The organism is Collinsella sp. AF23-4AC (assembly GCF_003462685.1).
GTDB lineage: Bacteria > Actinomycetota > Coriobacteriia > Coriobacteriales > Coriobacteriaceae > Collinsella.
Map to the genome: position 1 here is coordinate 24,036 of NZ_QRVE01000003.1, position 23,247 is coordinate 47,282.

At 60.4% G+C, this 23,247-nt stretch carries 19 protein-coding genes; 8 read left to right on the top strand and 11 right to left on the bottom strand.

What is annotated here, in order from left to right; genetic code table 11:
• The first annotated feature begins 109 nt into the window (after window positions 1-109).
• Entirely contained in the window at window positions 110-928 is an 819-nt protein-coding gene (locus DWY05_RS03160) for an exodeoxyribonuclease III (RefSeq protein ID WP_117820664.1), read from the top strand.
• Between the two features lie 387 nt (window positions 929-1,315).
• On the opposite strand, the gene DWY05_RS03165 is transcribed toward DWY05_RS03160, so the two are convergent.
• Genes DWY05_RS03165 through DWY05_RS03175 form a run of 3 tightly spaced genes read right to left on the bottom strand, consistent with a single transcriptional unit; the run spans window position 1,316 to window position 4,555 of the window.
• Window positions 1,316-2,029, bottom strand: coding sequence for a DUF6580 family putative transport protein (locus tag DWY05_RS03165; RefSeq protein ID WP_117820663.1), 714 nt, complete (start codon window positions 2,027-2,029; stop codon window positions 1,316-1,318).
• A gap of 4 nt (window positions 2,030-2,033) precedes the next feature.
• Window positions 2,034-3,677 carry an ABC transporter ATP-binding protein gene (locus DWY05_RS03170; RefSeq protein WP_117820662.1) on the bottom strand — a complete coding sequence of 548 codons (1,644 nt, stop codon included), beginning with the start codon at window positions 3,675-3,677 and terminating at the stop codon, window positions 2,034-2,036.
• Window positions 3,677-4,555 (bottom strand): energy-coupling factor transporter transmembrane protein EcfT, encoded by an 879-nt coding sequence (locus DWY05_RS03175; protein ID WP_117820679.1) that lies wholly within the window; start codon window positions 4,553-4,555, stop codon window positions 3,677-3,679. The genes DWY05_RS03170 and DWY05_RS03175 overlap by 1 nt, the downstream gene beginning before the upstream one ends.
• A 208-nt stretch (window positions 4,556-4,763) precedes the next feature.
• Here DWY05_RS03175 and glmU point away from each other — a divergent pair, with 208 nt between their 5' ends.
• The 6 genes from glmU to gltA all read left to right on the top strand — a co-directional run bounded on the left by glmU (window position 4,764) and on the right by gltA (window position 12,517).
• Window positions 4,764-6,176, top strand: a complete 1,413-nt coding sequence (glmU, locus tag DWY05_RS03180; RefSeq protein WP_117820661.1) for a bifunctional UDP-N-acetylglucosamine diphosphorylase/glucosamine-1-phosphate N-acetyltransferase GlmU — start codon at window positions 4,764-4,766, stop codon at window positions 6,174-6,176.
• 193 nt (window positions 6,177-6,369) lie between these two features.
• The gene (locus DWY05_RS03185; RefSeq protein WP_117820660.1) at window positions 6,370-7,356 is read left to right on the top strand and encodes a ribose-phosphate pyrophosphokinase; all 987 of its coding nucleotides are present in this window, start codon (window positions 6,370-6,372) and stop codon (window positions 7,354-7,356) included.
• A gap of 564 nt (window positions 7,357-7,920) precedes the next feature.
• Window positions 7,921-8,937 carry an endonuclease domain-containing protein gene (locus DWY05_RS03190; RefSeq protein ID WP_233503984.1) on the top strand — a complete coding sequence of 339 codons (1,017 nt, stop codon included), beginning with the start codon at window positions 7,921-7,923 and terminating at the stop codon, window positions 8,935-8,937.
• Window positions 8,938-9,288: 351 nt separating this feature from the next.
• Window positions 9,289-9,918 (top strand): aminoacyl-tRNA hydrolase, encoded by a 630-nt coding sequence (pth, locus tag DWY05_RS03195; protein WP_199409553.1) that lies wholly within the window; start codon window positions 9,289-9,291, stop codon window positions 9,916-9,918.
• 359 nt (window positions 9,919-10,277) lie between these two features.
• Window positions 10,278-11,117 carry a sulfide/dihydroorotate dehydrogenase-like FAD/NAD-binding protein gene (locus DWY05_RS03200; protein ID WP_117647773.1) on the top strand — a complete coding sequence of 280 codons (840 nt, stop codon included), beginning with the start codon at window positions 10,278-10,280 and terminating at the stop codon, window positions 11,115-11,117.
• Window positions 11,108-12,517: an NADPH-dependent glutamate synthase gene (gltA, locus tag DWY05_RS03205; protein ID WP_117647774.1), complete on the top strand. Its 1,410-nt coding sequence runs from the start codon at window positions 11,108-11,110 to the stop codon at window positions 12,515-12,517. Before DWY05_RS03200 ends, gltA begins: the two co-directional genes overlap by 10 nt.
• 403 nt (window positions 12,518-12,920) lie before the next feature.
• Here the strand turns inward: gltA and DWY05_RS09925 are convergent, their stop codons facing one another.
• Both DWY05_RS09925 and DWY05_RS03220 read right to left on the bottom strand, forming a co-directional pair.
• Entirely contained in the window at window positions 12,921-15,317 is a 2,397-nt protein-coding gene (locus DWY05_RS09925; RefSeq protein WP_158558683.1) for an LPXTG cell wall anchor domain-containing protein, read from the bottom strand.
• A 205-nt stretch (window positions 15,318-15,522) separates the two neighbouring features.
• Window positions 15,523-17,145, bottom strand: coding sequence for an LPXTG cell wall anchor domain-containing protein (locus tag DWY05_RS03220; RefSeq protein WP_117820657.1), 1,623 nt, complete (start codon window positions 17,143-17,145; stop codon window positions 15,523-15,525).
• A gap of 214 nt (window positions 17,146-17,359) precedes the next feature.
• On the opposite strand from DWY05_RS03220, the gene DWY05_RS03225 reads away from it, so the two are divergent.
• Entirely contained in the window at window positions 17,360-18,763 is a 1,404-nt protein-coding gene (locus DWY05_RS03225) for a helix-turn-helix transcriptional regulator (RefSeq protein ID WP_158558682.1), read from the top strand.
• Window positions 18,764-18,814: 51 nt separating this feature from the next.
• Here DWY05_RS03225 and DWY05_RS03230 read toward each other — a convergent pair whose 3' ends face one another.
• The 6 genes from DWY05_RS03230 to DWY05_RS03255 all read right to left on the bottom strand — a co-directional run bounded on the left by DWY05_RS03230 (window position 18,815) and on the right by DWY05_RS03255 (window position 23,207).
• Window positions 18,815-19,438, bottom strand: coding sequence for an AAA family ATPase (locus tag DWY05_RS03230; RefSeq protein ID WP_117820655.1), 624 nt, complete (start codon window positions 19,436-19,438; stop codon window positions 18,815-18,817).
• A 48-nt stretch (window positions 19,439-19,486) separates the two neighbouring features.
• Window positions 19,487-20,125, bottom strand: coding sequence for an amino acid ABC transporter permease (locus DWY05_RS03235; RefSeq protein ID WP_006235796.1), 639 nt, complete (start codon window positions 20,123-20,125; stop codon window positions 19,487-19,489).
• 3 nt (window positions 20,126-20,128) lie between these two features.
• Entirely contained in the window at window positions 20,129-20,875 is a 747-nt protein-coding gene (locus tag DWY05_RS03240; RefSeq protein WP_117820654.1) for an amino acid ABC transporter permease, read from the bottom strand.
• A 25-nt stretch (window positions 20,876-20,900) separates the two neighbouring features.
• Entirely contained in the window at window positions 20,901-21,776 is an 876-nt protein-coding gene (locus tag DWY05_RS03245) for a transporter substrate-binding domain-containing protein (protein ID WP_117820653.1), read from the bottom strand.
• 8 nt (window positions 21,777-21,784) lie between these two features.
• A complete protein-coding gene (locus tag DWY05_RS03250; protein WP_055251548.1) occupies window positions 21,785-22,516 on the bottom strand; it encodes an amino acid ABC transporter ATP-binding protein in 732 nt (243 codons plus the stop codon).
• Between the two features lie 247 nt (window positions 22,517-22,763).
• On the bottom strand, window positions 22,764-23,207 hold the full coding sequence (locus DWY05_RS03255; protein ID WP_006235801.1) for a GatB/YqeY domain-containing protein: 444 nt from the start codon (window positions 23,205-23,207) through the stop codon (window positions 22,764-22,766).
• Window positions 23,208-23,247: the final 40 nt, after the last annotated feature.

Consider the following 23,247-nt stretch of genomic DNA (forward strand, 5'->3'; position numbering starts at 1 on the left):
TCCTCCGTCCATGTTGGTCGGGGCGGCTGCGATTGTGCCGTCGCCCGCGGGGCCCGCCCCGCCTCTGTTGCGTTAATCTTAAGCCCGCCAACCCCGTCGAAAGGACACCATGCCTCAGACTTACACCTTTGCCTCGTGGAACGTTAACGGCCTGCGCGCCGTGCTCAAAAAGGACCCGAGCTTTACCCAGATCGCACAGGAACTCGATGTCGATATCCTAGCGCTGCAGGAAACCAAGCTGCAGGAGGGCCAGGTCGATATCGACCTGCCCGGCTATCACCAAACCTGGAGCTACGCCGAGCGCAAGGGCTACTCGGGCACCGCGGTCTTTAGCCGCCAGGAACCGCTGCGCGTGCTGCGCGCCGATGCACTGCTGCCCTACGCCGGCGAGGGTGGGGCCGCCGAGCTCGTCGCCCAAGCCGCAACCGAGGGCCGCGTCTGCGCGCTGGAGTTCGACAAGTTTTGGTTCGTGGACGTCTATACGCCCAACGCCCAAAATGAGCTCGCGCGCATCGATGTACGCATGGCCTGGGACGATGCCTATCGCGGCTTTTTGAGCGCGCTTGAGCGCGAAACCGGCAAGCCCGTCGTAACCTGCGGCGACTTTAACGTGGCACACGAGGAGATCGACCTTAAGAACCCCAAGTCCAACCGCGGCAACGCCGGCTTTTCGGACGAGGAGCGCGGCAAGTTCACCGAGCTGCTCGACGCCGGTTTTACCGACACCTGGCGCGCGGCCAATCCGGACGTCGAGGGCGTCTACAGCTGGTGGAGCTACCGCTTTAATGCCCGCAAGAACAACGCAGGCTGGCGCATCGACTACTTCCTGGTAAGCGACGCAATCGCCGGCAACGTACGCGACACCGGCATCCGCGGCGACATCTTTGGCAGCGACCACTGCCCCGTCACCCTCGCCCTGGAGCTCTAACCCCCAAATGATCCCCCGGGGACGGAGGAAGCCGAGCCACTTTCGCCTTGCGAGAGCGTTCGCGCACCCCGCCCGCCACGAAACGTGCCCATCTACTACGTTTAGGCCGCCACCCTCAACCACAGCGAACAACGCGAAAAGAAAACCGCAGGTAGAAAGCCTGCGGTTTTTCATAAAACGCGATTGTGCTTGGGGATGTCGGGCTAAACGTAGTAGATGGGCCGATTTCGTGGCGGGCACCGTCAGCCGACCCCCGGGGACGGAGGAAACCTGACTATTTCACCCGTCCTCTCCCTATAACTTGCGGTGAAATAGTTCCTGACTGGGGCCATATGACCGAAAACGGGAACTATTCCACCGCAAGTTCGCGAAGGAACGCGGGATGCCCTACAGTCCGTATTTCACGACAACGCGGTTGATCCGTCGGCACCAAGGTTTGTAGAGGGCAGCCAAAAACACGCAGGTCGCGAGGCCGTGTGTGATATCAAACGGCACCGCCGTGGCAAGACGCGCTACGGCGCCCGCCCACGTGAGCGGCTGCACAAAACCGATGATGTCGTAGGCGTTGATCACAACGCCATAGAGCAGGCCCGACGCAAAGCCACACACCATTAGCGCCGGCATTCGCACGGTCCCATCCGCACGGTCGAACGCACCCGCATGCGCCAGGGCGCCACCGATATAGCCCACCAGACCCCAGGCATACATCTGCCACGGCGTCCACATGCCCTGTCCAAAAAAGAAATTACTGGTCAGCGCTGCCAACGCGCCGACCATAAAACCATTGCGACGGCCAAGTGTCGCACCCGCGATAATGGCGATAGCGCTCACGGGCTTAAAATCGGGAATGGGTCCAAACAGAATGCGCCCCGCCGCGGCCAGCGCCGCCAGCACCAGCGTGGGCATGATCTGGCGCAGGCCTGGACGTGATGACTCATAGCCCGCAAAGAACAGTGCGAGCACGAGCGCCACTACAACCAGCATGGCAAGCGCCGCCTGCTCAATGCCCGCCAGCAACGCCGCAGTCATCACTGCCGGCACCGCCAGGAGCAGCGGAATCTCCATTTTCGTGAGTAGGCGCGAGGCGCGATGATCCGTCATCCTATCACGCCCTGTAGAACACGTTGTCGGCAAAGAAATCTGCCGGAGGCTCCATGCAGGCGATCTCGCCGTCGAACATCATGGCAATGTCATCGGCAACCTGCTCGGCGAAATCTAGATCGTGCGTAGCCATGATGACGGTGCCGCCAGCCTTCACACGGCCACGCAGGGCGCGAGCGATGATGCGGCGACTTGCCAGATCAAGGCCCTTGGTGGGCTCATCAAGCAGCAACAGCTCCGGACCAATCAACAGCAGCTTTGCCAACGCAAGTAGCTGGCGCTGACCGCCCGAAAGATCGTACGGGTGACGCGCCTCCAGGCCCGCCAGGCCCAGGCACGCCGCCTGCTCCTGTGCTGCGGCCTCGTCGTATCCGCAGGTCGAAGCCCATTCCATCAGCTCGTCGCGCACCGTTTCGGCGACCAGCAATGCCTTGGGATTCTGCGGCAGCAGCGCCGCCGAAGCCGTCCCACGCACCATGCGGCCACGCTGCAGCTTAGCCGTCTTGGCCAGCACCGAGAGCATCGTCGACTTGCCGCAGCCGTTTCCGCCCACGACCGCATGCACCGCGCCGGCCGAAAACGTCACATCGAGCCCGCGCAGCACCCAACCGCCCGCGCGATCGTAGCGAAACCAGCCTTCCGACAGGGTGGTAGCCGACCCGCCGTGCATTTTTTGGAGTATTCTGCTTCCATTCGTGCGCGGGAAGGCTTCCGAGCCGTTCTCGAGCGACATTTGCGCCACAAATTCGGACGATTTGTCCAATTCCGAACTTCTTTTCGCGCTCGATACGTCCCCGAGCGGCTCCAGAGAGCCCAAATTGTCCTCACGCCTGCTGAATACTCCGTTTTTTGCACATCGGATGGCACCCCACCCCAACATGTCATCGGAAAACAGCGACTCTCGGCGTCCCAAAGAAGCCGTATCCGCCACCTCGCGCACGCGACCGTCCTCAATCCGGTACGCACACGTCGCATACTCGAGCATCGGGCGTGGCTGGTGCGTTGCCACGACAACCGTGCAGCCCAGTTCGCGATTCACGCGAAACAGCGCGTGCAGAAAGTTTTTCTCAGCGACGGGATCGAGCTGAGACGTGGGCTCGTCGAGCAGCAGCACACGCGGGCGCAGCGCCAGGACGGCGGCAAGCGACAGCAGCTGCTTGCGGCCACCCGAAAGCGTATCGGTATCGCGATGAAGCCAGTCCTCCAGCCCGAAGAAATAGCTGGTCTCGGCCACGCGACGGCGCATCTCGTCGCGCGACATGCCTAAGTTTTCCAGGCCAAACGCCATCTCGTGCCACACGGTCTCGCACACAATCTGGTTCTCGGGATCCTGGAACACGTAGCCCACGCGCTCCGCAGACGCGCGCACGTCCATGTCGGCAACGTTCTCGCCCAGCACGCGCGCATCGCCAGTGCGCTCGCCCGCCGGAGCGATCTCGGGCTTGAGCAGCGATAGCAGCGTCGACTTACCCGATCCGGTACCGCCGACAAGCAGCGCAAATGCACCTTGGGGAACAGACCAGTCGAGCCCCTCGAGCACCGCAGCATCAGCCCCGGGGTAGGCAAAGCTCAGGCTCCGCACCTCAATCGCCGGCATATCCGGGCCGCACGCCGCGCCCAACACCGGGCCCCTATCCAACCGAGCCATCAGCCGAACCTCTTCTCATCGATCGCATGCAACACGCAGGGCAGCACCATCCAGGCAGCGTACACGACATAGCCCAGCCACGGCGCCGGCACCGAGAGCTGCGGATAAAACGAATACTGCGTCGTCGCGGTCCATGCCACCGCCACCGCGGCGGCACCAAACACCGCAAGTCCAACCAGCGCGGCAGCGTCGCCGCGCCCCAGCCGATACCGCGCATACGTCGTACGGCGCGACGCAGCGCCCCACCCGCGCGAGCGCATGGCATCCGCGCGCTCAAGCGAATCTTCCATGCCCCAGCCCATCAGCACGCTCGACGCCCGCAGGCGCGAGCGCACGGGATCGGTGAGCGCGCGCCCCGGCATATCGATCGCATCCTGCACCGCCAGCACCGTACGGCCGCGGCGCAAAAACTGTGGGATAAGCCGCATGCACATCGAGATCATGAGCGCGACCACCGGCGCGGCGTTGCCCAAAAGCGCAAGAACCTTGTCGTATTCGAGCATCGACGCCGCGGCCTCAAACCACAGCACGCTCGCCACAAACAGCCCGCCCATGCACAGACCGTATACCATGCTCTCCAAATACACCGCACGCATGCCAATACGGAAAAGCTCGGTCGAGCCCGATGCACTAAACAGCGGGTTGACCAGTGCAATGATCAAAATCACCGGCAGCTGCCAGCGAAGCGCGCCCAACGTGCGGGCAGTCCCGCGCGTCGCAAATCCATACGCCAACCCACCTGCGAGCGACAGCGCGATCAGCACCGGCTGCATCGAGAACATGGTGAGCCCCAGCGTCAACACAATATAGAGTGCCGGCACCGCCGGATGCGACATCGAGAACGCCGCGACGGACTCGTTGCCCGATTCCTCTCGCATGGTATCCACGGGCACCCCCGTCCCCTCGCTCAAACGACAGCTCCTCAGCACCGCCAACGCCGCCCGCAAGCAGCGCAAACGCTACACCGCCGGCCCAAACCTCAGCTGCCGCGCATCAATCGTTACGCGCTCATCATATGCCTGCGGTATCATATTGCGCCGTGTATCGTTTCCAAACACACGTCTCTATAACGTAACAGGAGATCACATGGACGCAACCGCAATTATCCTCGCCGCCGGCGAGGGCACCCGCATGAAGTCGAACCACTGCAAGGTTTCGCACAAGATCCTGGGCAAGCCCATGGTTCAGTGGATCGTCGACGCCACCATCAAGGCCGGCTGCAGCCGCGTCGTGGTCGTCATCGGCAGCCACGCCGACGAGATGCGCGCCCTCATCGATGGCGCCTACGCCAACAGCGCCACCAAGGTCGAGTGCGTCGAGCAGACCGAGCGCCTGGGCACCGGTCACGCCGTGAAGGTCGCGCTCGAGGCCTGCGGCATCACGCAAGGCCCCGTCGTCGTGCTCAACGGCGACTTGCCGCTCATCACCGCTGACACCGTCGCCAAGTTCGCACAGACCGTCGCCACCGGCGAGCTCGCCTGCACCGTCATGACCATGACCCCGCCCGATCCCTTCGGCTACGGCCGCATCAAGCTGGGCGCCGATGGTCAGATCGAGCGCATCATCGAGCAGAAGGACTGCACGCCCGAGCAGGCCGCCACGCTGCTGGAGTGCAACGCCGGCTGCTACGCCTTCGACGGCGTGCAGCTTGCCGCCCACATTAACGAGATCGGCAACGACAACGCGCAGTCCGAGTACTATCTGCCCGACATGCTCGAAATCCTCAAGGGCCACGGCCAGGCGGTCTCCATCTTCCACTGTGACGACTACCGCGACGGCCTGGGCGTCAACAGCCGCATCCAGCTCGCGCAGCTCACCGCGATCGCGCGCGACCGCATCAACGAGCACTGGATGGCCGAGGGCGTTACCTTCATCGACCCCACGCAGGCCTGGATCGGCCCCGACGCCACCATCGGCCGCGACACCGTCGTGTGGCCGCAGACGCATCTGATCGGTCACGTCACCGTGGGCGAGGAGTGCCAGCTCGGCCCCAACAGCCGCCTCACCGACACCACCGTCGGCAGCGGCTGCACCATCGATGAGACCATCGCCATCGAGGCCGTCATCGAGAACGGCGTCGACTGCGGCCCGCGCGCCTACCTGCGCCCGGGCACCCACATGCTCGACGGATCCAAGGCCGGCACGCACGTGGAGATTAAGAAGTCCACGATCGGCGAGGGCTCCAAGGTGCCGCATCTGTCCTACATCGGCGACACCACCATGGGCTCCGGCGTCAACGTGGGCGCGGGCTCCATCACCTGCAACTACGACGGCGTCCACAAGCACAAGACCGTCATCGGTAAGGATGCCTTCATCGGTTCCGACACCATGATGGTCGCGCCCGCCCAGATTGGCGACGGCGCGCTCGTGGCCGCCGGCTCCGTCATCACCGAGCCGGTCCCGGCTGACGCGCTCGGCCTGGGCCGCGCCCGTCAGGTAAATATTGAGGGCTGGGCCGCCGATTATCGCCGCCGTCTGCACGAGGACGACGAGGTATAACGTTTTACCAAGCATCTAAGGAGCTGTTCCCCTGGGGATGGCTCCTTTTTCTATCGTGACCTGCGCGGCCGGATGAGTGGTCGGTTCGTGTCCGTTGACGGTAAAGACGTTATCAAGACCCGATTAACCCCGTCGCGCGGTTACAATGCAACAAGGCATCTATATGGCATTCGATGTATAAAGGAGAAGGGTAATGCCGATTAATGATCCCGAGAAGTCGGAGAATATGCGCAAGTCCATCCGCGTGTATTCCGGTTCCTCCAACCGTCCCCTCGCTCAGAAGATCGCTGAGTACCTTGGGGTCGAGCTTTCGGGCCTTACGCTTAAGCAGTTCGCCAACGGTGAGATTTACGCCCGCTACGACGAGACCGTCCGCGGCGCCGACGTCTTCCTGATTCAGTCCGTGGCCGGCGGCAACGTCAACGACATGCTCATGGAGCTGCTCATCGCCACCGACGCTGCCAAGCGCGCATCTGCCCGCTCCATCACCGCCGTTATCACCCACTACGGCTATGCCCGCCAGGACCGCAAAGCCGGCCCGCGCGAGCCCATCACCGCCCGCCTCGTCGCCAACCTGCTCGAGCGAGCCGGTGTCAACCGCATCATCACCCTCGACCTGCACCAGGGTCAGATCCAGGGCTTCTTCGATATCCCGGTTAACCACCTGTCCGCGCTGCCGCTGTTTGGCCAGTACTACAACAACATGCACTTCGACACCGACAACCTGGTTGTCGTCTCCCCCGACGTGGGTCGCGCCAAGGCCGCCAAGAAGCTGTCCGACATGCTCGGCTGCGACCTGGCCATCGCCCACAAGGGCCGTCCGCGCCACAACGCCGCCGAGGTCATGGGCATCATCGGTGACATCAAGGGCAAGACCTGCGTCATCAACGACGACATGATCGACACCGCTGGCACCCTGTGCGCCAACGTCAAGGAGCTCAAGGCTATGGGCGCTGGCGACATCTACGTCTGCGCCACCCACGGCATCTTCTCCGGCCCGGCCATCGAGCGTCTGAACGACGCCCCCATCGTCGAGTGCGTCGTCACCGATGCCATTCCCGTCGAGGTCGGCGGCAAGATCAAGACTATCTCGGTCGCCGAGGAGTTCGCTCAGGCCATCTCCGCCGTCTACCACGAGGAGCCCGTCTCCACGCTCGTCGGCGGCGACTTCGCGCTGTAATCCAACGTGCATCGCATCATCTTTGATGCTTTTAAAGGGTCGGAAGCTCGCTTCCGACCCTTTTTCTATCCCTCGCCAACCTTCCCTGGACAATTAGTTCAGATACGTATTTTTTTTAAAGCCCCAAAGGGCCGTTCGGAGCCTTCTGAGCTCCCCGGCGGATGCCATGCCGCCCAAAGCTCATCGTTTTCGAGTACAACCTCCGCATATTTATCCTCAAATCGCCCTCAAAGGCCCTTAGAAACACCTCGAACGCCCGCCGCCTTATACGTATCTGAACTAACTGTCCAGCAGCTATCGTCAACCTTCGCGGCAGAGCTCAATTTCCTGCAATCCCCTCAACCGATTCCACCGATTTCATAACACCCAGCCGTTCATGGCGCGCAGCGCCCCGCTGAGCGAAAAGAACGGTATGGCGGTCGCATTCTGCCGCCAACTTAGTACGTTATAGCTATGACGACCGTGATTTCACATCTCTCCGCCCTCCGCGCAATTCGTCGCGCACGACGGGCGTACTCTGCCCTGCCCTGGGACTCCGTTGATAGTGAACAGCAAGCACAGGCCTTGGCTAGCTGCATTCCCAATAATGACGCGATAGACTTTGGCGCACTTTCGATACTCGACGCCTGGAATGAAGATGATTCCGAACTGCTCGATCTTCTCGTTTCAAGCGAAGACAACAGACGCCCCGACAAGCGACTTCTTCAGCATATTCTCTCCGCTCCTCTTCCTGAAGGTGCAATTATGCACGTCGAGGCCGACATCTACGCAACGTCTCCTGCCATGACAGCCATGCTTTGTTCCAAAAATGAATCAGTCGCCAAAACCTTGATGCTTCTCATGGAACTGCTCGGAACCTACTCCCTTCCTCCCGGGGCAACATACCCCATTGCTTATGACGACATCTGGCCCAAGGGCGATGTCTACGAAGCGATGGACGACCTCGATTGCCGGGACGACCAGTCGGCGACCGAACAGCAGAACGAAACCCGCTATGAACAAGCGCACTACAAATGCGAGCCCGCCACGACCATCGAAGAGCTCGAGGCGGTCGCACGGTTCGCCAAAAGTAGCTCATACGCCTCGTTTCGCACGGCAGTCAAACTCGCCCGAGCTGGATCCGCATCCCCAGCCGAATCCCTAATGTTTGCCGTTCTCGGAGCGCCCATGCGCTTTGGCGGATTCGGATGCTGCAGCCTGCCCATGGGAGGCCTGCTACTCAACCATCGAATCGAATTCGACACTCTTGCGGTCAACATGTCCTCCGGCATCCCCTATGCCATCTGCGACTTATATTGCCCAGCTGCAGGAGTCGACAACGAATACAACGGAATTGGGCATGAGCTTCAAAACGCTCGCATCCACGATGGCAATCGAAATAACGGACTCAAAGCAATGGGCATCCACGTCCTGGTTATCAATCGCGACCAAATGAAAGACCTTGTTGCACTCGAAGCCTTCGCCCAAATGATGCATCGACTCGCGGGAGTCCGATTCCGATATCGCATCAAGGGCTATCGCAAGCGTCAGGCCGCTTGGCTCAACGCCCTGCGGGCCGGAATCGGCCTTGCGCCGGTCTAAACGGCGAATCACCCGTGCGCCGTCGAGCAGGGCTGGACAGTTAGTTCAAATACGTATAAATGGACACATTGAATTAGACTGTTTTGCAGTTATCTCTATACCATTCGCCCTATTTGAAGGCAGGGTAGACTTCAAAACAGCGTCATATGGACTAACTAAAGCTCCAAAACAACGTATCGGCATTGAATTGAGCAATTCGAGTCCTCAGAACTTATACGTATCTGAACTAACTGTCCACCTCGGATTTTGACGGCCGTCCAAACGCCCCCAAACAACCTCAATTGCCCTCCATTTGACAGCGGCAACAGGGTCGCTCACCATAGCAGGCGACAAATCAACGAAAGGATGAACATGGCAGCTGCACAGCCGCTTAAGATTCGCATGGTTGCCGGACTTGGCAACCCAGGCGAGGAATATGCCGAGACCCGTCACAACGCTGGTTTCAAAGCAATCGATGAGCTGGCCCGTCAGGCCGGTGTCACGTACTGGAAAAACCAGGCAGGCGCCGAGGTCGCGCTCATCAATATCAACGATGCCGAGGAAGAGGGCGGCAAGCGCCAGATCGTACTGGTCAAGCCGCAGTCGTATATGAATACCTCGGGCGGGCCCATCTCCAAGCTCTGCCGCGAGTACAAGATCAAGGCCGAGGAGCTGCTCGTGATTCACGACGAGCTCGACATTCCCGCCGGCGACGTACGCGTTAAGGTGGGCGGCGGCCACGCCGGCCACAACGGTCTGCGCTCCATCATCGACAAGATGGGCAGCCGCGACTTCAGCCGCATCCGCACCGGCATCGGCAACCCTCCCGGCAAGATGGCTGTCGCCGACTACGTGCTCAAGCAGTTGCGCGCCCGCGAGGCCGAGGATTTTCAGGACACCTGCGCCCGCGCCGCAGATGCCGCCGGTTTGGCTATCGTCCACGGCGTAATCTACGCCCGCGATCACGTAAACGGCGCCGCTTCCGCCAACGGCAAGCACTAAAACCTACCATTTAGGGATGTTTATTTTGGCAGGTTTTATATGCGGAAACGCCGCAGTCGGCACATCGCAATAAACACGCTGCCACCATACATGCATAACGCCCCAAAGGGGGCCGGCCTCAACGAAGCGCGAGGCCGGCCCCCTTTGCCGTTTTGCCTGATAAAACCGACCGAAATAAACCTGCCCCTTTTTGGCAGGTCACTTTTCCCAACCGCCGAAGACACACGTAAGTGACATGTCCATGAGGGTATAATTTGCACCGTATGTCTGCACAACGCCTGTGCGCGTACGGTTTTATTCGGGCTACCGTCCATTTCCGTGGAGGCACGGTTCGGCAGCCCTAACAAGAGAGGGGTTCTATGTATAAGATCCTGGAGAAGACGCAGTTCTCGGAGAAGGTGTTCAAGTTCCGCATCGAGGCGCCTGCAATCGCCAAGCATGCGCACGCTGGACAGTTCCTCATGGTTCGCGCCAACGAGACGGGCGAGCGCGTCCCGTTTACCCTGGCCGGCTGGAACGGTGACGAGGGCTGGGTCGAGTTCATCTTCATGGTGATCGGCAAGACCACCGAAATGCTTTCCACCTACGAGGCCGGCGAGTCGCTGCGCGACGTCGTGGGCCCGCTGGGCGTTCCCACCGAGATGGCCGAGGGCCCCTGCGCCGTCATTGGCGGCGGCGTCGGCCTGGCAATTGCCTTCCCGGTCGCCAAGCACCTGGTCGAGACCGGCCACGAGGTGCACGCCATCATGGGCGCCCGCACCAAGGACCTCCTGCTCATGGAGGACCAGTTCCGCGAGCTCCTCGACGAGGACCACATCCACATCACTACCGATGACGGTTCCTACGGCGAGCAGGGCGTTGTCACCGCTCCGCTGGAGCGCCTGCTGCAGGACAAGGCCGTGAGCCAGGTCTTCTGCGTCGGCCCCGTTCCGATGATGAAGTTCTCGACCCTCACCGCCCAGAAGTACGACACCCCCATCACCGCGTCGCTCAACCCCATCATGGTTGACGGCACCGGCATGTGCGGCTGCTGCCGCGTCGAGGTGGGCGGCGTGACCAAGTTCGCTTGCGTCGACGGCCCCGACTTCGATGCCACCCTGGTCGACTGGGATGACCTTCGTGCCCGCCAGGCCGCTTATCGTTCCGAAGAGGGCGCGTCCCTCAAGGCCTATGAGGAAAAGAGCTGCGCATGCCACTAGTTAACGGTCGTTTCGTTGCCGATATGAAGTCGCCCCGCACCCCCGATAACGAGGAGCCGGCTGCCGAGCGCGCCTGCGACTTCCGCCCCGTCGACAAGGGCTTCACCGAGGAGATGGCGCTGGCCGAGGCCGAGCGCTGCCTCAACTGCAAGAAGCCGTTCTGTGTTGAGGGCTGCCCCGTCAACATCAACATCCCCCGCTTTATCGAGCAGATCCGCGAGAAGGACTTCGGCGGCGCCCTCGATACCATCCGCGAGGACTCCATGCTTCCCGCCATCTGCGGCCGCGTCTGCCCGCAGGAGAACCAGTGCGAGGGCAAGTGCATCCGTGGTAAGAAGTCCGAGCCCGTGGCCATCGGCCAGCTCGAGCGCTTCCTGGGTGACCGCCCCGAGCTCGCTTCCACGCCCAAGATGGCCCCCAAGAACGGCAAGAAGGTCGCCGTCGTCGGTTCCGGCCCGTCCGGCATCACCTGCGCCGGCGAGCTCGCCCGCAACGGCTTTGACGTCACCGTCTTCGAGGCCTTCTTCACCGGCGGCGGCGTGCTGGTCTACGGCATCCCCGAGTTCCGTCTGCCCAAAGCGGTCGTCAAGCGCGAGATTGACGGCCTGGAGGACATGGGCGTCAAGTTTGAGTACAACTCCGTCGTGGGCAACATGGCCACGGCCGAGGAGCTGTTCGAGCAGGGCTTCGACGCCATCTACGTGGCGACCGGCGCCGGCCTGCCCAAGTTCCTCAACGTCCCCGGCGAGAACCTGCCCAACGTCTTCTTCGCGAACGAGTACCTCACCCGCGTGAACCTGATGAAGGCCAACAAGTTCCCCGAGTACGACACCCCCACCAAGCACGGCAAGAACGTCGTCGTCTTTGGTGGCGGCAACGTGGCTATGGACGCTGTCCGTACCGCCAAGCGCCTGGGCGCCGAGCACGCCATCATCGCTTACCGCCGTACCGAGGACGAGATGCCCTGCCGTCGCGCCGAGCTGCACCACGCCAAGGCCGAGGGCGTCGAGGTTCTGCCGCTCGTCTCCCCGCTCGAGTTTGTCGCTGGCGAGGACGGCTCCGTGTGCGCCGTCAAGGTCCAGAAGATGGAGCTCGGCGAGCCTGACGAGTCCGGCCGTCGTCGCCCGGTGCCCATCGAGGGCGCCATCGAGGAGATTCCCTGCGACGTCGCGATCTCGGCTATCGGCACCAACGCCAACCCCTTCGCTGCCAAAATCGGCGGCAAGATGGAGCTCAACAAGTGGGGCTACATCGTCGCCGACGAGGAGACCGGCCAGACCACCGATCCCCGCATCTGGGCTGGCGGCGACATCGTCACCGGTGCCGCTACGGTCATTCTGGCGATGGGCGCCGGCAAGAAGGCCGCCGCTTCGATCACCAAGAGCCTGCTGGGCGAGTAATCACCCACAGCGCTAGCCATCAAACGGCAAAATCCCCGTCGAGCACACGCCCGGCGGGGACTTTTTCTATGCCGTCCGCCCGACCACCACAAAGGGAGCAGGTGCCTTTGTGGTGGTCGGGAACTTGGCCGACGAACCAATTCCGACGTTTGTCTCAATCTGTAACAGTTAGAGCCTGTTAAGCCTTGTAGTTGTTACAGATCGAGATATTGCGCCAGCCGCCTCCGTTTTGTCTCAATCTGTAACAGTTAGAGGCCAAATTCCTCGCTACATGTTACAGATCGAGACGTTAGGTTGGCGGCCGGACCGTTCATCTCAATCTGTAACACCTAGAGCCATTTTTACTGGCTTGGTGTTACAGATTGAGATTTTGCTAAAGCCGAGGATGGGCGCTCGCCAAAACCTAGCGCTTGCGACGCTTGGTCGCGGCGATGCCGGCGGCGGCTACGGTTGCGCCGGCGATGCCTAGGGCGGCAACCGTCATCGCGGTGGTATCCCCCGTGGTAGCCAGGACAGCATCGCCCTTCTTGGTCGGCGCGGCTTTCTCAACCGTCTTGGTCGTAGCGGTTGTCGTGGCCGACTTGGCCGCGGGTTTGGTCTCGGGCTTCACCTCGGGCTTGGTCTCGGGCTTCACCTCAGGCTGCGGCGTCGGCTTGGGTTCCGGCGTAGGCTGCGGATCGGGAGTCGGCGCGCCCTCGGGCATAAAGATCAAATCGGTGTTGAGCCACAGGGTGTAGATCCAGCCGCTCTCGGGATCAACTACACTCGCTTCGCCCATCTGGTAGCCGCACTCCTGGCCGTTGATCACCAGCTTGGTGTCGGGCGTGAAGTAGAAGCCGCGCGCGGGCTTGAGGTAGATGCCGTAGCGATAGGTCACGCCGGGTTTAAAGGCGTCGATGTGATTCGTGATGTGCTGGTCCCAAAACTCAACGGAATTCACCTCACTGCCGTCGCTACCCGTCCAGTACTCACACTGCGGAAGGGAGTTGGAGCCCGTCGGAACATTCGCCGTAAAGACCGGCTTATCGCCCGCCTTGAAGGTGGTCGTGGCGCCGTTGATCTCGATAACGTCGATGGCCCGCCATTCGTCGATCGGCTGCTCGCACAGCATATTGTCAGCGTTTGGCGCGAAGACGCCGTTGACGGTCTTGATGTGGTGCGCCCAATGACCGTTGACGTACATCATGCAGTCATCGGCCACGGTATTGTCGCCCTTGAGCCTCAACTCGACGGAGTACATGTAGAACTTGCCCTCTTCGAAGTGGTCAATCTTCTTCATGCCCGGCGTGTACTTTGCGGGATCGGAATACCAGAAGGCAACGGGCGTGAGCTCCGCAGGGTCGCTGCCATCCATTTCCTCCCAGCACTCATACGCGATCTCGTACTTGTCGGCATCGGCGGCGGGGGTCGTCGCGGTCGCGCGGGGCGCCTCGCCGGGCGCGTAGTCGGTTTTCACATCGTTGACGTTTAGATTCTCAAGAGCTTCGTTTTCCGACGAAGCAGGCATCGTAATTGTTTTAATAGCAGGGACATACAGGAATTCTCCGCTTAGACTCGACTTTACGGTTTCCCCGTTTACGGTAACAACGGTTTCATCGCTGAAGGAATATCCGTCTTTTGGCTTCAGCATAAGAGAATACACGTACTCTTTCCCGCTTTTAAACTTTGTAATAGTCGGCAGGGAACCATGTGAGCCGTTATCGGAATACCAGGCAGCAACGGGTTCGTTGTTTTCAAATTCCTGCCAGCATTCATAAGCGATTTCGTATTTATCTGCATCGTAGTTAGGGACACCTGCCGTCGCCTGCGGACCAGTATCCAGCTGCCAATTGAAGTTCGCATTCTGAACATTGGCAAAGGAGATGGATTCCGATTCTGATTCCGCTGCCGGGATAACAAGGCACGCCCTCTCGTAGACATGGGTGCGGGTGTAGTAGTCATCCCGGATCTCGTTAATAGTGGGTTTCCCGGTCGCCTCGGTGTCTCCTTTAAAGGCGTCGTCCGGATCACCGATGATGATATTCCCGGGCTCTGTACCCGTATACGTAAGCTTGGATCCATCATAGGTGGTCGTCATCTTGGACTTATTCTCCTTGTACTCCGTAAAGTACTTCTGCTCCTCCTTCTGTCTCTGAATCTTGCTGATATCCAAGGTAAGCGTTGTTTTATTGCTCGCACTGTCATACGCCGCATGGACGATCAAGTCCCCCAGGCCGATAAAAGTCAAAGCGCTACCATCGAGAGCAGACTGGTCTCCATCTACAAGGGCAATCCCCTTCACATGCTCAATCGTTTCTTCTTTCTTGATGTCGGTGTAATTGTTCCGCACCGTAATATTGACCCTAACGCCGCTGCCGCCAACAACATCGGTCACACCGCAGGGCATGATGGCGTCATTCGCCGGCGTGGCGGCGTTGTCGCTGGGAGTATTTTGTTCAGCGGGTGCCGCATCGTTGGATTCATCGGTGGCGCCAGTCGGGGCCGTCTGCTGAGGCTCAGCGGTGGCTTGCGCCGCCGGAGCAGCATCGGTTGCAGGCGCGGTCGAAGCAGCTGGTGCGGTCGTTGCAGCCGTATCCTCCACAACCGTCGGCGTCACCGGAGCCGCGGCAACCTCGTCCATCGCACCGACGGGATCGGCGCATTCCGTCGCCAGCGCCACACTCGGCAGCAGCAACTGACCGACCATAAGCGCACACGCGCCGGCGCAAGCTATTTTGGCACCCACACAACGCCAGGTACCGTGAACCAGCGAGCAGGTACGCTCGCGCTGGGTCTGCTTATCAAAGTGGCTTCCGTTCATACCGTCCTCCTTGGTCGATGGGCCATACCACCACAAAGGTGCCTGTCCCCTTTGTGGTGGTCCTGTACAACCAAGATGTGTCAAATGACTCTATACGCCTAGGTTCGTAGATGCGAACCTAGGTATCTATCTGCGGAAATACAAAGAGCCGCCGCGAGAGCATTTGTGCTCACGCGGCGGCTGAAAATGGCTATGAAAGCTTGCGCTAGCGGTTGCGGCGCTTGGACGCGACGAAGCCGGCGCCGATGACGGACGCACCGGCAATGCCGAGGGCTGCCGCCGCCGTCGCGGCGCTATCGCCCGTGGCGGCCAGGGCGCCGGAACCGTTTTTGGCGGCAGCAGTCTTGGTCGTAACGGTCTTGGTGACCGCCGTGGTGGTCTTTACGTCCTTGTCTACGGGTACGGGCTTGAGGCCAGGCTTCTGCTCGGGGTTGGGTATGGGGTCGGGATCGGGCTCCGGCGTCGGCTCGGGATCGGGCGTCGGCTCCGGCTCCTGTCCGTCTCCAAAATCAATCACTACATCATGGGCGACCTCGGCAGAACCGACGATATCCGTAATGGCAGACGAACCGGCAACACCGACGACCTGCCCGTTCTGGGAGCTCGGCCATTTCCCCGTATCAACAACCTTTTTCACATCGCGCACGGCACCATCCGTCGGAGTCGTAATCATCGCGTTTCCTCGTAAATCAATCATCGCGGCACGGAACAGCGTCGCAGTCGCGTCGTTGCAGTTGATCGTATAAATCCCCGCAGTCGCGCCCGAGGCCTCAATCTTCGATTTGCGAATCTTGATACGAGGCGTTTCAAACCCGGTGTTTGCCTCTGCCATGATTCCAAAACTTTGATTGCGGACGGCATCGATGCCGTTTGCAGCAGACAGGCTTCGAGACGTAAGATTCGACTCCTCGACAAGCATCCACACCGCACCGCTTTGCGAACGCGCGCTGATGCCCGCCGAGAGCGAAGCCGCACTGCCGGCGGAAAGCGCGACATCGGCTCCGTTGACGATTTTCATGAGGGTATTCTTTTTGATACCGACCGTATTGATGCACACAGAAACCTGCCAGGCATCGGCTGTCTTGATCGACAGGTTGGCGGCATCGATCGTGACGTCGCCCCCGTGCACGGAGACATAATCCGGTTCTTCCTGCTCGCCTTCCTGAGCAGCGTGTCTACTGGGAAGGTTATCGGCAAAGATACCGTAGGTGCCCACCGTTGGACGCCAAGATCCTTCCGCCGATTTCGCCTCGATTTTGACATCGGCGCCCTTATCGATCGTCACGCTGCCGGCCGTCGCGCGAATGCCCGTCGCACTGTTCACTGCGCCCGAAGCCGTCACGTTGACGTTGGCGCCGCTGATGGTCACATCGCCACCCGCATTGCCGTCGCCTTCCGCCGCAATCACATCGGTCTGGGCCGTCGCATTAAGGGTGCCGTCGCCGGTAATGGCAAGGTTGCCGTTCTTGACAGCAATAGCGCTCTGACCGGCATCGGCCGTGATGGTGTTGGTGCCCGCCACATCGATGGTGAGGTTGCCCTGAGCGCTGATGCCGGTACCGTCGTAGCCGTTGAGCTTCATGTCATCGGCACCGTCCCAGGACCACGTTCCGGCATCGTCGCCGGCGGCAGTGCCCGCGTCGTACTGCGTGCCGCCCACGTTGACCCACTCGGCAGCGAGCGCCACGCTCGGCAGCAGCAGCTGGCCGGCCATGAGCGCGCAAGCCCCCGCGCAGGCAAGCTTGGCGCCCACACGACGCCACGTTCCATGAGAGAGCGAGCACGCGCGGCCGTGGTCGATTGGGTTGTCATGGATTTGCGTTCGCATGTGAGCCTCCTTGTCGTAAGGGGTGCTTCTATAACACCATGTTACGGGAAGATATCAGGATCCTGGGGCACAAATTCTCATGTGGCGCACCTGCCAGCGCAAAAGGCAACGAGCATGCTATTGCCAAGCGCACCCCGCCCCCCGAAAGGCCCACCCCCTACCGTCATGGTCTACAATCGAGGACACGATTATTCGTCCACCCGAAGGACCGTCCTTGAACCTGAGCAAGCCTAAAATCAACGCGCTTCTGGCACTTGCGCTCTTTACCTTTGTCTTTCTTGCCGCCGAGTTTCGATTCGACATTAATGTCGGGCTGCTCGCCGGTGCCGAGCGCGTTGTGATTGCGCAGGGCTTCATCCTCGGCGCCAGCGTGATCGGCTTTATCGGATATGCGCCGCTGCTCGGGCTCGCACAGCGCAAAGACCGGCCTCAGGCAGTTGTCAGCGCCGCCGTCCCCATCGCCATCTTGGGGTTGACTCAGATTCAGTCCCCCACGAGCCCGCTTGCGCTCGAGATTCTGGGATGCCTCGCATTCCTCGGACTCGGCCTACTGGGCGCCGCAGCGCACCACGCCTTTTCGTTGGCATTCCAGGATGACCCCAAACTCGCCACCGGCGCAGGAGCAGCCTATGCCGCGGGCATCCTGATGCAGTTCGTCACCAACCTGATTGATTGCGGTGGCATCGTCGAGCTCATCATTCTTGGCGCGGCAACGATCGCCGTCTCCGCCCTCAGCGTCGTTCCCCAAAAGGCTGCCGAGAGCTCCAGTCCCTCCATCAATCCCTTTGTTGAGCCATCGCACGCCCTCGCCAAACAGGCATGCTGGAGCATTGCGCTCGTCATGATTCTCGCCTGCTTATTCTCCACCCTCGACAACGTCGTCACGTTCTCCAACGCCCACGGCACCATCGCCGTGCAAACCTGGCCACGCCTCTTTTTGGCAGCGAGCGGCCTTGCCGCCGGTCTTATTTTTGATCTTGCCGAGCGTCGCTACATGGGACTTGTCATGCTCGGCATCGCCGTGCTCTCGACCATTTCCATCCTGGCCGTGGAGGCCGGCGCTGATCCCAACCTGGGCCTTGTCGTCTTTTACCTGAGCTCGGGCTTTTTTGTCACGTTCTTTACCGCCACCTTTACGCAGCTGGCACCGCGCATGCGCGCGCCCGCCTTATGGGCCGGCATGGGTCGCGCGGCCAACAACGTATGCGCGTTCACCACATCGGGTATCTCGCTGGCGCTCGTGACCTCGGACAATGTTGCTCTCATCATGATCGGTGCGCTCGTTTTGCTCGTCGCCGCCTGCGCGGCATTCGTGGCAGCCGGCTTGTTCCGCCTACCCCAAACCGAGCAGGAGCGCGAACATCAACAGCTTGCCGAGGAGGCGCTGGCAGCACCGAGTATCGAGGAGCAGCGTCAGGTCTTCATCACCGATCACGCTCTCACCCCGCGCGAAGTTGACGTGCTGGTGGCTGTGACCCAAGATGAGCGCCCGCTCAAACAGGTCGCCGAGGAGCTTGGTATCTCGATGCGCATGGTACAGCGCCACCTGAGCTCCATTTATCAAAAGACCGACACGCAGACGCGCGCCGGTCTCACCAAGGCCTTCCCCTCGGCCTAAAACAAAAACCACCACAAAGGTGCCTGTCCCCTTTGTGGTGGTTTTGGTCGGTTAGACTTCGAGCTGCGCCAGCTTGTAGCGGTAGGCCGCCGCGATGACGTTCTTGCAGCCTTCGCGGCCCAGCTTGGCGCGGTTGACGACGATGTCTTTACCGCTCGTCATCTTCCACTTGCCGGCACTGTAGCGCTTATAGAATGCCTCGCGCGCCTTCTGCTGCTGCTTGACCAGCTTGGCACCCTTCTTTTTGTTGAGGCCGCGCTTCTTGCGCACGATCTCGACGCGGTCCTCAAAGGGCGCAGTCACCAGCACGGCGATGTGGTTGGGGTTGTTGCGCAGCAGATAATCGGACAGACGGCCTTCGATAATGCAGCTCTCGGTCTCGCCCAGATCCAAAATCACCTGGCTCATCTTTTGGAACAACTTGTCCGAGTACGAACGCGCATCGTAGCGGTCGGGCAGAAACGCCATATTCTCCACGGCCAGGCGCTCGTCGTAGGCAGCCATCTTGTCGAGCGACTCGCCCGCGCGCAGCGACGCACGCACCAGCAGCTCGTTATCGTACAGCGGAATCCCCAGCTCATCGGCAAGGATACGGCCAATCTCGTGGCCCTCGGCACCAAAGTCGCGCGCGATGGTAATGACCACAGGACTCTTCTTGTTCTCCAGATCGCTCATCGCGATTCCTTTCTCTATGTGACAAAGGGACTGTCCCTTTGTCACATTCTACGCTGCCACCATTCGCCTCTGATATGCCCTCACCAGCAGCGAGATACCAAAGTTGAGCACAAAGTACATCGCAAACACCAAGCCGTAGAGCATAAGAACCTGCGACAGGTCGATCGCGTGGGCCATCACGACGTTTGCCGTGTACATGAGCTCGGCCACGTTAATACCCGAAAGATACGAGCTGTCCTTAATGACGGTCGTGCATTGGCTAAACAGCGCCGGAATGATCGTCTTAAACGTCTGCGGCAGAATGATGTAGCGCATGGTGGCAAAGAAGCCGAAGCCCTGGCTCTGCGCCGCCTCAAACTGGCCGCGCGGAATCGAGTTGAGACCGCCGCGCACAATCTCGGCCATAACAGCGCTGGTAAACAGCGTAAAGGCGATGGTCGAAATCACAATGTCCAAACCCTGCACCGTAAAGTAGATAAACAGGATCCACAGCAGGTTCGGCGTGCAACGGAACAGCTCGATATAGGCGCTCACCAAAATACGGAACGGGCGGGGCGCATAGCTCTTAACGAGCGCCAGCACCGTGCCAAAGATGAGCGAGAAAAAGATCGACAGCGCCGAGATCTCGATTGTCTTAACAAAGCCGCCCCAAATGTAGAGCAGGTTGGTCGCGTTGAAGATTTCCATGCGCTAGGCCTCCTCTACGTTGTCGAGCCCCAGCTCGGCCAGACTTACGCCGCGCGGACGCTCCTTGGAGCGTCGCTCGAGCCACTGCACCAGCATGGCGAGCGGAAAGCAGATGATGAAGTACATAAGGCAGCAGACGATGTATTCCTGCAGGTAACCGTACAGACTCACAAAATTGTCGGAACGGTACATAAGGTCGCCGCCAGCCACAAGTGCCAACACCGACGTGTTCTTGACCAGGTTGAGCGCCTGGTTACACAGCGGCGGCAGAATGATCTTGAACGTCTGGGGCAGCACGATGTACCAGTACGCCTGCGCACGGGTGAAGCCCTGGCTCTGGGCCGCCTCCATCTGACCGCGCGGAACCGCCTCGATACCAGTGCGGATGACCTCCGAAATGTAGGCCGCGTGATACAGACCCACGCCCAAGAAGCCCAGCACGAACGGCGCGATGCGCACCGGCTGGTCGGCACCGGTTATGGCCTGCAAAAACTGCGGACCGGCCATGTACATAAAGAGCACCTGCACGGGCAACGGGGTGTTCTGGTAAAACTCCACGTACACGCGGCTTATGGCGCGCAGCACGCGCGAGCGAGTGGTAGAGAACACGCCCAGCAGCGTGCCCAGCACCAGCGACAGCAGCAGACCGGCAACGACCACCTGCAGCGTCACGCCAAAGCCCTCCCAGAAGGGCCCCATGTTTTGAAATGTCGTCGACCAACGGTCGGCGTCAAATAATCCTTCGAGCATTTGATTCCTTCCTTGGACGATGCGCCTATACAAGACCCCAGGTCTTGACCTCTTGGTCGAGCCAGCCGTCGGCCAGGCGATCGCAAATCACCTGATCGACCACGGCCGAAAGGTCGCAGCCCTTCTTGGTCGCCACGCCGTAGCCCTGCTCGCCAAACTTAACCTCGGGCTGCAGCAGCTCAACGGTCTCGTTCATGTAACCGGCCAGCGTGGAGCGGTCCATGGCAAAGACATCGATATTGCCGGCGTCGAGCGAACTCTTGATGATGGGGTAGCCGCTAAAGGCCCTAAACTCGGGTTTGCAGCTAAAGCCGTTGTCCTTGATCATCTGCTCGATCAGGCCCTGCGTGGTAGCACCCTGGCTCACGCCGATGACCTTACCGTCCAGGTCCTCAATCGAGGTAAAACCCGAACGCTTCTTGACCATGAGTCCCACGAAATCGGTGCGGTACGGCGTCGAGAAATCCCAGCTCTTCTTGCGCTCGTCAGTGATGGTGTAGGTCGCCGCGACCACGTCGAGTTGGCCGTTATCGATCAGCGGACCGCGCGTCTTGGGCGTTACGTCGGTAAACTCGACTAGCTCCTGGGCGCGAGCATCCTTGTAGCTCACACCAAAGACGGCAGCGGCAATCTGGTAGCACAAATCGACTTCCATACCTTCAAAGCGGCCCTTGGCGGTGTCGTAATAACCGTAGCCGGGAACGTCCTTCTTAACGCCGGCATTCAGATGGCCACGCGACTTGATGGCCGCAAGCTTGGACCCCTTGTCGGAGCCCTCGCCACTGGTGGAGTTGCCGCAACCGGCAAGCGCGGTCCCCGTCAGCGCAAGCATGCCGGCGCCCGCCAGCTGCAAAAAGTGACGGCGCGACACGGCCGCCCTCGTCATATCCGTCATGTCCATCACCGCGCCTAGTGCAGAATCTTGGACAGGAACTCGCGGCAGCGCGGGTTCTCGGGGTTATCGAAGAAGTGCTCGGGCGTGCCCTCCTCCAGAATGCGGCCGTCCTCCATAAAGATGACGCGGTCGGCCACCTGGCGCGCAAAGCCCATCTCGTGCGTCACGCAGATCATGGTGATGTCCTCCTGCGCGAGCTCAATCATAACGTCCAGGACTTCCTGGACCATCTCGGGGTCGAGCGCCGAGGTCGGCTCGTCAAACAGGATGATGGGCTGCTTGGTGCATAGGGCACGGGCAATGGCGATGCGCTGCTGCTGACCACCCGAGAGATTCTGCGGATACTCGCCGGCCTTATGAGCCATGCCGACGCGCTTGAGCGCGGCGATGGCGATCTCGGTCGCCTCCTCCTTGCTCTTCTTTTGCAGCTTGATGGGCGCGAGCGTCAGGTTGCCCAGCACCGTCATGTTGGGATACAGGTTGAACTGCTGAAACACCATGGAACTATACTTGCGGGCCATCTCCAGGTGATTCTTCTTGGTAAGCGGCGTACCGTCGATGATGACCTCGCCCGACGTGGGTTCCTCAAGATAATCGACGCAGCGGATGAGCGTCGACTTACCCGAACCAGAGGGCCCGATCATTACGAGCTTCTCGCCGCGCTTGACGGTGAGGTTGATATCTTTGAGCACATGCAGGTCGCCAAAGTACTTGTTGAGATGCTTGATCTCGATCATGTCTGCCATGAATGTCCCTTCCCTGCGTTTACACGAGTTGAACTATTGTACGGAAAGAACCACGTTTCCGCAGCCCACACTACATTCCCGTAAAGAACCCGCAACCTTTCACCCACTCGTTGGGGACAGACTTAAATGAGTACCTGCTCATTGGGCACTCATTTAAGTCTGTCCCCAATGAGTGCCCAGCCCAGCAAAAAGGGGCGCGACCGCAATGGTCACGCCCCCTCAACATCAACTATGTACCGCTCTGCCCTTACGCTAATTTGGCGCCGACGATCTTTGCCGCCGCAGGCTTGTCGAAGTTGCCGCCGGTGGCCTTGCCGAGTGCGCCCATAACCTGGCCCATCTGCTTCTTGGACGTGGCGCCCAGCTCGGCGATGACCTGCTCGATCAGGGCCTCGAGCTCCTCGCCCGAAACCTGCGCGGGCAGCAGGCTCTCCAGAATCTTGACCTGCTCGGTCAGATTGTCGGTACGCTCCTGGTCGGTGCCGGCCTTGATGGACATCTCCAGCGTCTCGCTCGTCTGCTTAATCAGACGCTTGATCATGCTGTTGACGTCTTCCTCGGTCACATCGCGGCGCTCATTGACCTCGATATTCTTCACCTCGGCCTTAACCTGGCGAATGATGGACAGGCGAACCTTGTCCTTGGCCTTCATGGCCGCGATCATTTCTTTCTGCAGCTCTTCGTTGGTCATCTGCAAATCCTCTCTAATAGCGTGGGCGGCACTCGTGCGA

Excerpts from the sequence above, each read along its gene's own strand:
- DWY05_RS03160 (WP_117820664.1), top strand. The coding sequence starts at position 110 with ATGCCTCAGACTTACACCTTTGCCTCGTGGAACGTTAACGGCCTGCGC.
- DWY05_RS03175 (WP_117820679.1), bottom strand. The coding sequence starts at position 4,555 with ATGCGAGAGGAATCGGGCAACGAGTCCGTCGCGGCGTTCTCGATGTCG.
- DWY05_RS03170 (WP_117820662.1), bottom strand. The coding sequence starts at position 3,677 with ATGGCTCGGTTGGATAGGGGCCCGGTGTTGGGCGCGGCGTGCGGCCCG.
- DWY05_RS03220 (WP_117820657.1), bottom strand. The coding sequence starts at position 17,145 with ATGCGAACGCAAATCCATGACAACCCAATCGACCACGGCCGCGCGTGC.
- DWY05_RS09925 (WP_158558683.1), bottom strand. The coding sequence starts at position 15,317 with ATGAACGGAAGCCACTTTGATAAGCAGACCCAGCGCGAGCGTACCTGC.
- gltA (WP_117647774.1), top strand. The coding sequence starts at position 11,108 with ATGCCACTAGTTAACGGTCGTTTCGTTGCCGATATGAAGTCGCCCCGC.
- DWY05_RS03165 (WP_117820663.1), bottom strand. The coding sequence starts at position 2,029 with ATGACGGATCATCGCGCCTCGCGCCTACTCACGAAAATGGAGATTCCG.
- DWY05_RS03250 (WP_055251548.1), bottom strand. The coding sequence starts at position 22,516 with ATGGCAGACATGATCGAGATCAAGCATCTCAACAAGTACTTTGGCGAC.
- pth (WP_199409553.1), top strand. The coding sequence starts at position 9,289 with ATGGCAGCTGCACAGCCGCTTAAGATTCGCATGGTTGCCGGACTTGGC.
- DWY05_RS03200 (WP_117647773.1), top strand. The coding sequence starts at position 10,278 with ATGTATAAGATCCTGGAGAAGACGCAGTTCTCGGAGAAGGTGTTCAAG.
- DWY05_RS03240 (WP_117820654.1), bottom strand. The coding sequence starts at position 20,875 with ATGCTCGAAGGATTATTTGACGCCGACCGTTGGTCGACGACATTTCAA.
- DWY05_RS03235 (WP_006235796.1), bottom strand. The coding sequence starts at position 20,125 with ATGGAAATCTTCAACGCGACCAACCTGCTCTACATTTGGGGCGGCTTT.
- DWY05_RS03185 (WP_117820660.1), top strand. The coding sequence starts at position 6,370 with ATGCCGATTAATGATCCCGAGAAGTCGGAGAATATGCGCAAGTCCATC.
- DWY05_RS03255 (WP_006235801.1), bottom strand. The coding sequence starts at position 23,207 with ATGACCAACGAAGAGCTGCAGAAAGAAATGATCGCGGCCATGAAGGCC.
- glmU (WP_117820661.1), top strand. The coding sequence starts at position 4,764 with ATGGACGCAACCGCAATTATCCTCGCCGCCGGCGAGGGCACCCGCATG.
- DWY05_RS03245 (WP_117820653.1), bottom strand. The coding sequence starts at position 21,776 with ATGGACATGACGGATATGACGAGGGCGGCCGTGTCGCGCCGTCACTTT.
- DWY05_RS03230 (WP_117820655.1), bottom strand. The coding sequence starts at position 19,438 with ATGAGCGATCTGGAGAACAAGAAGAGTCCTGTGGTCATTACCATCGCG.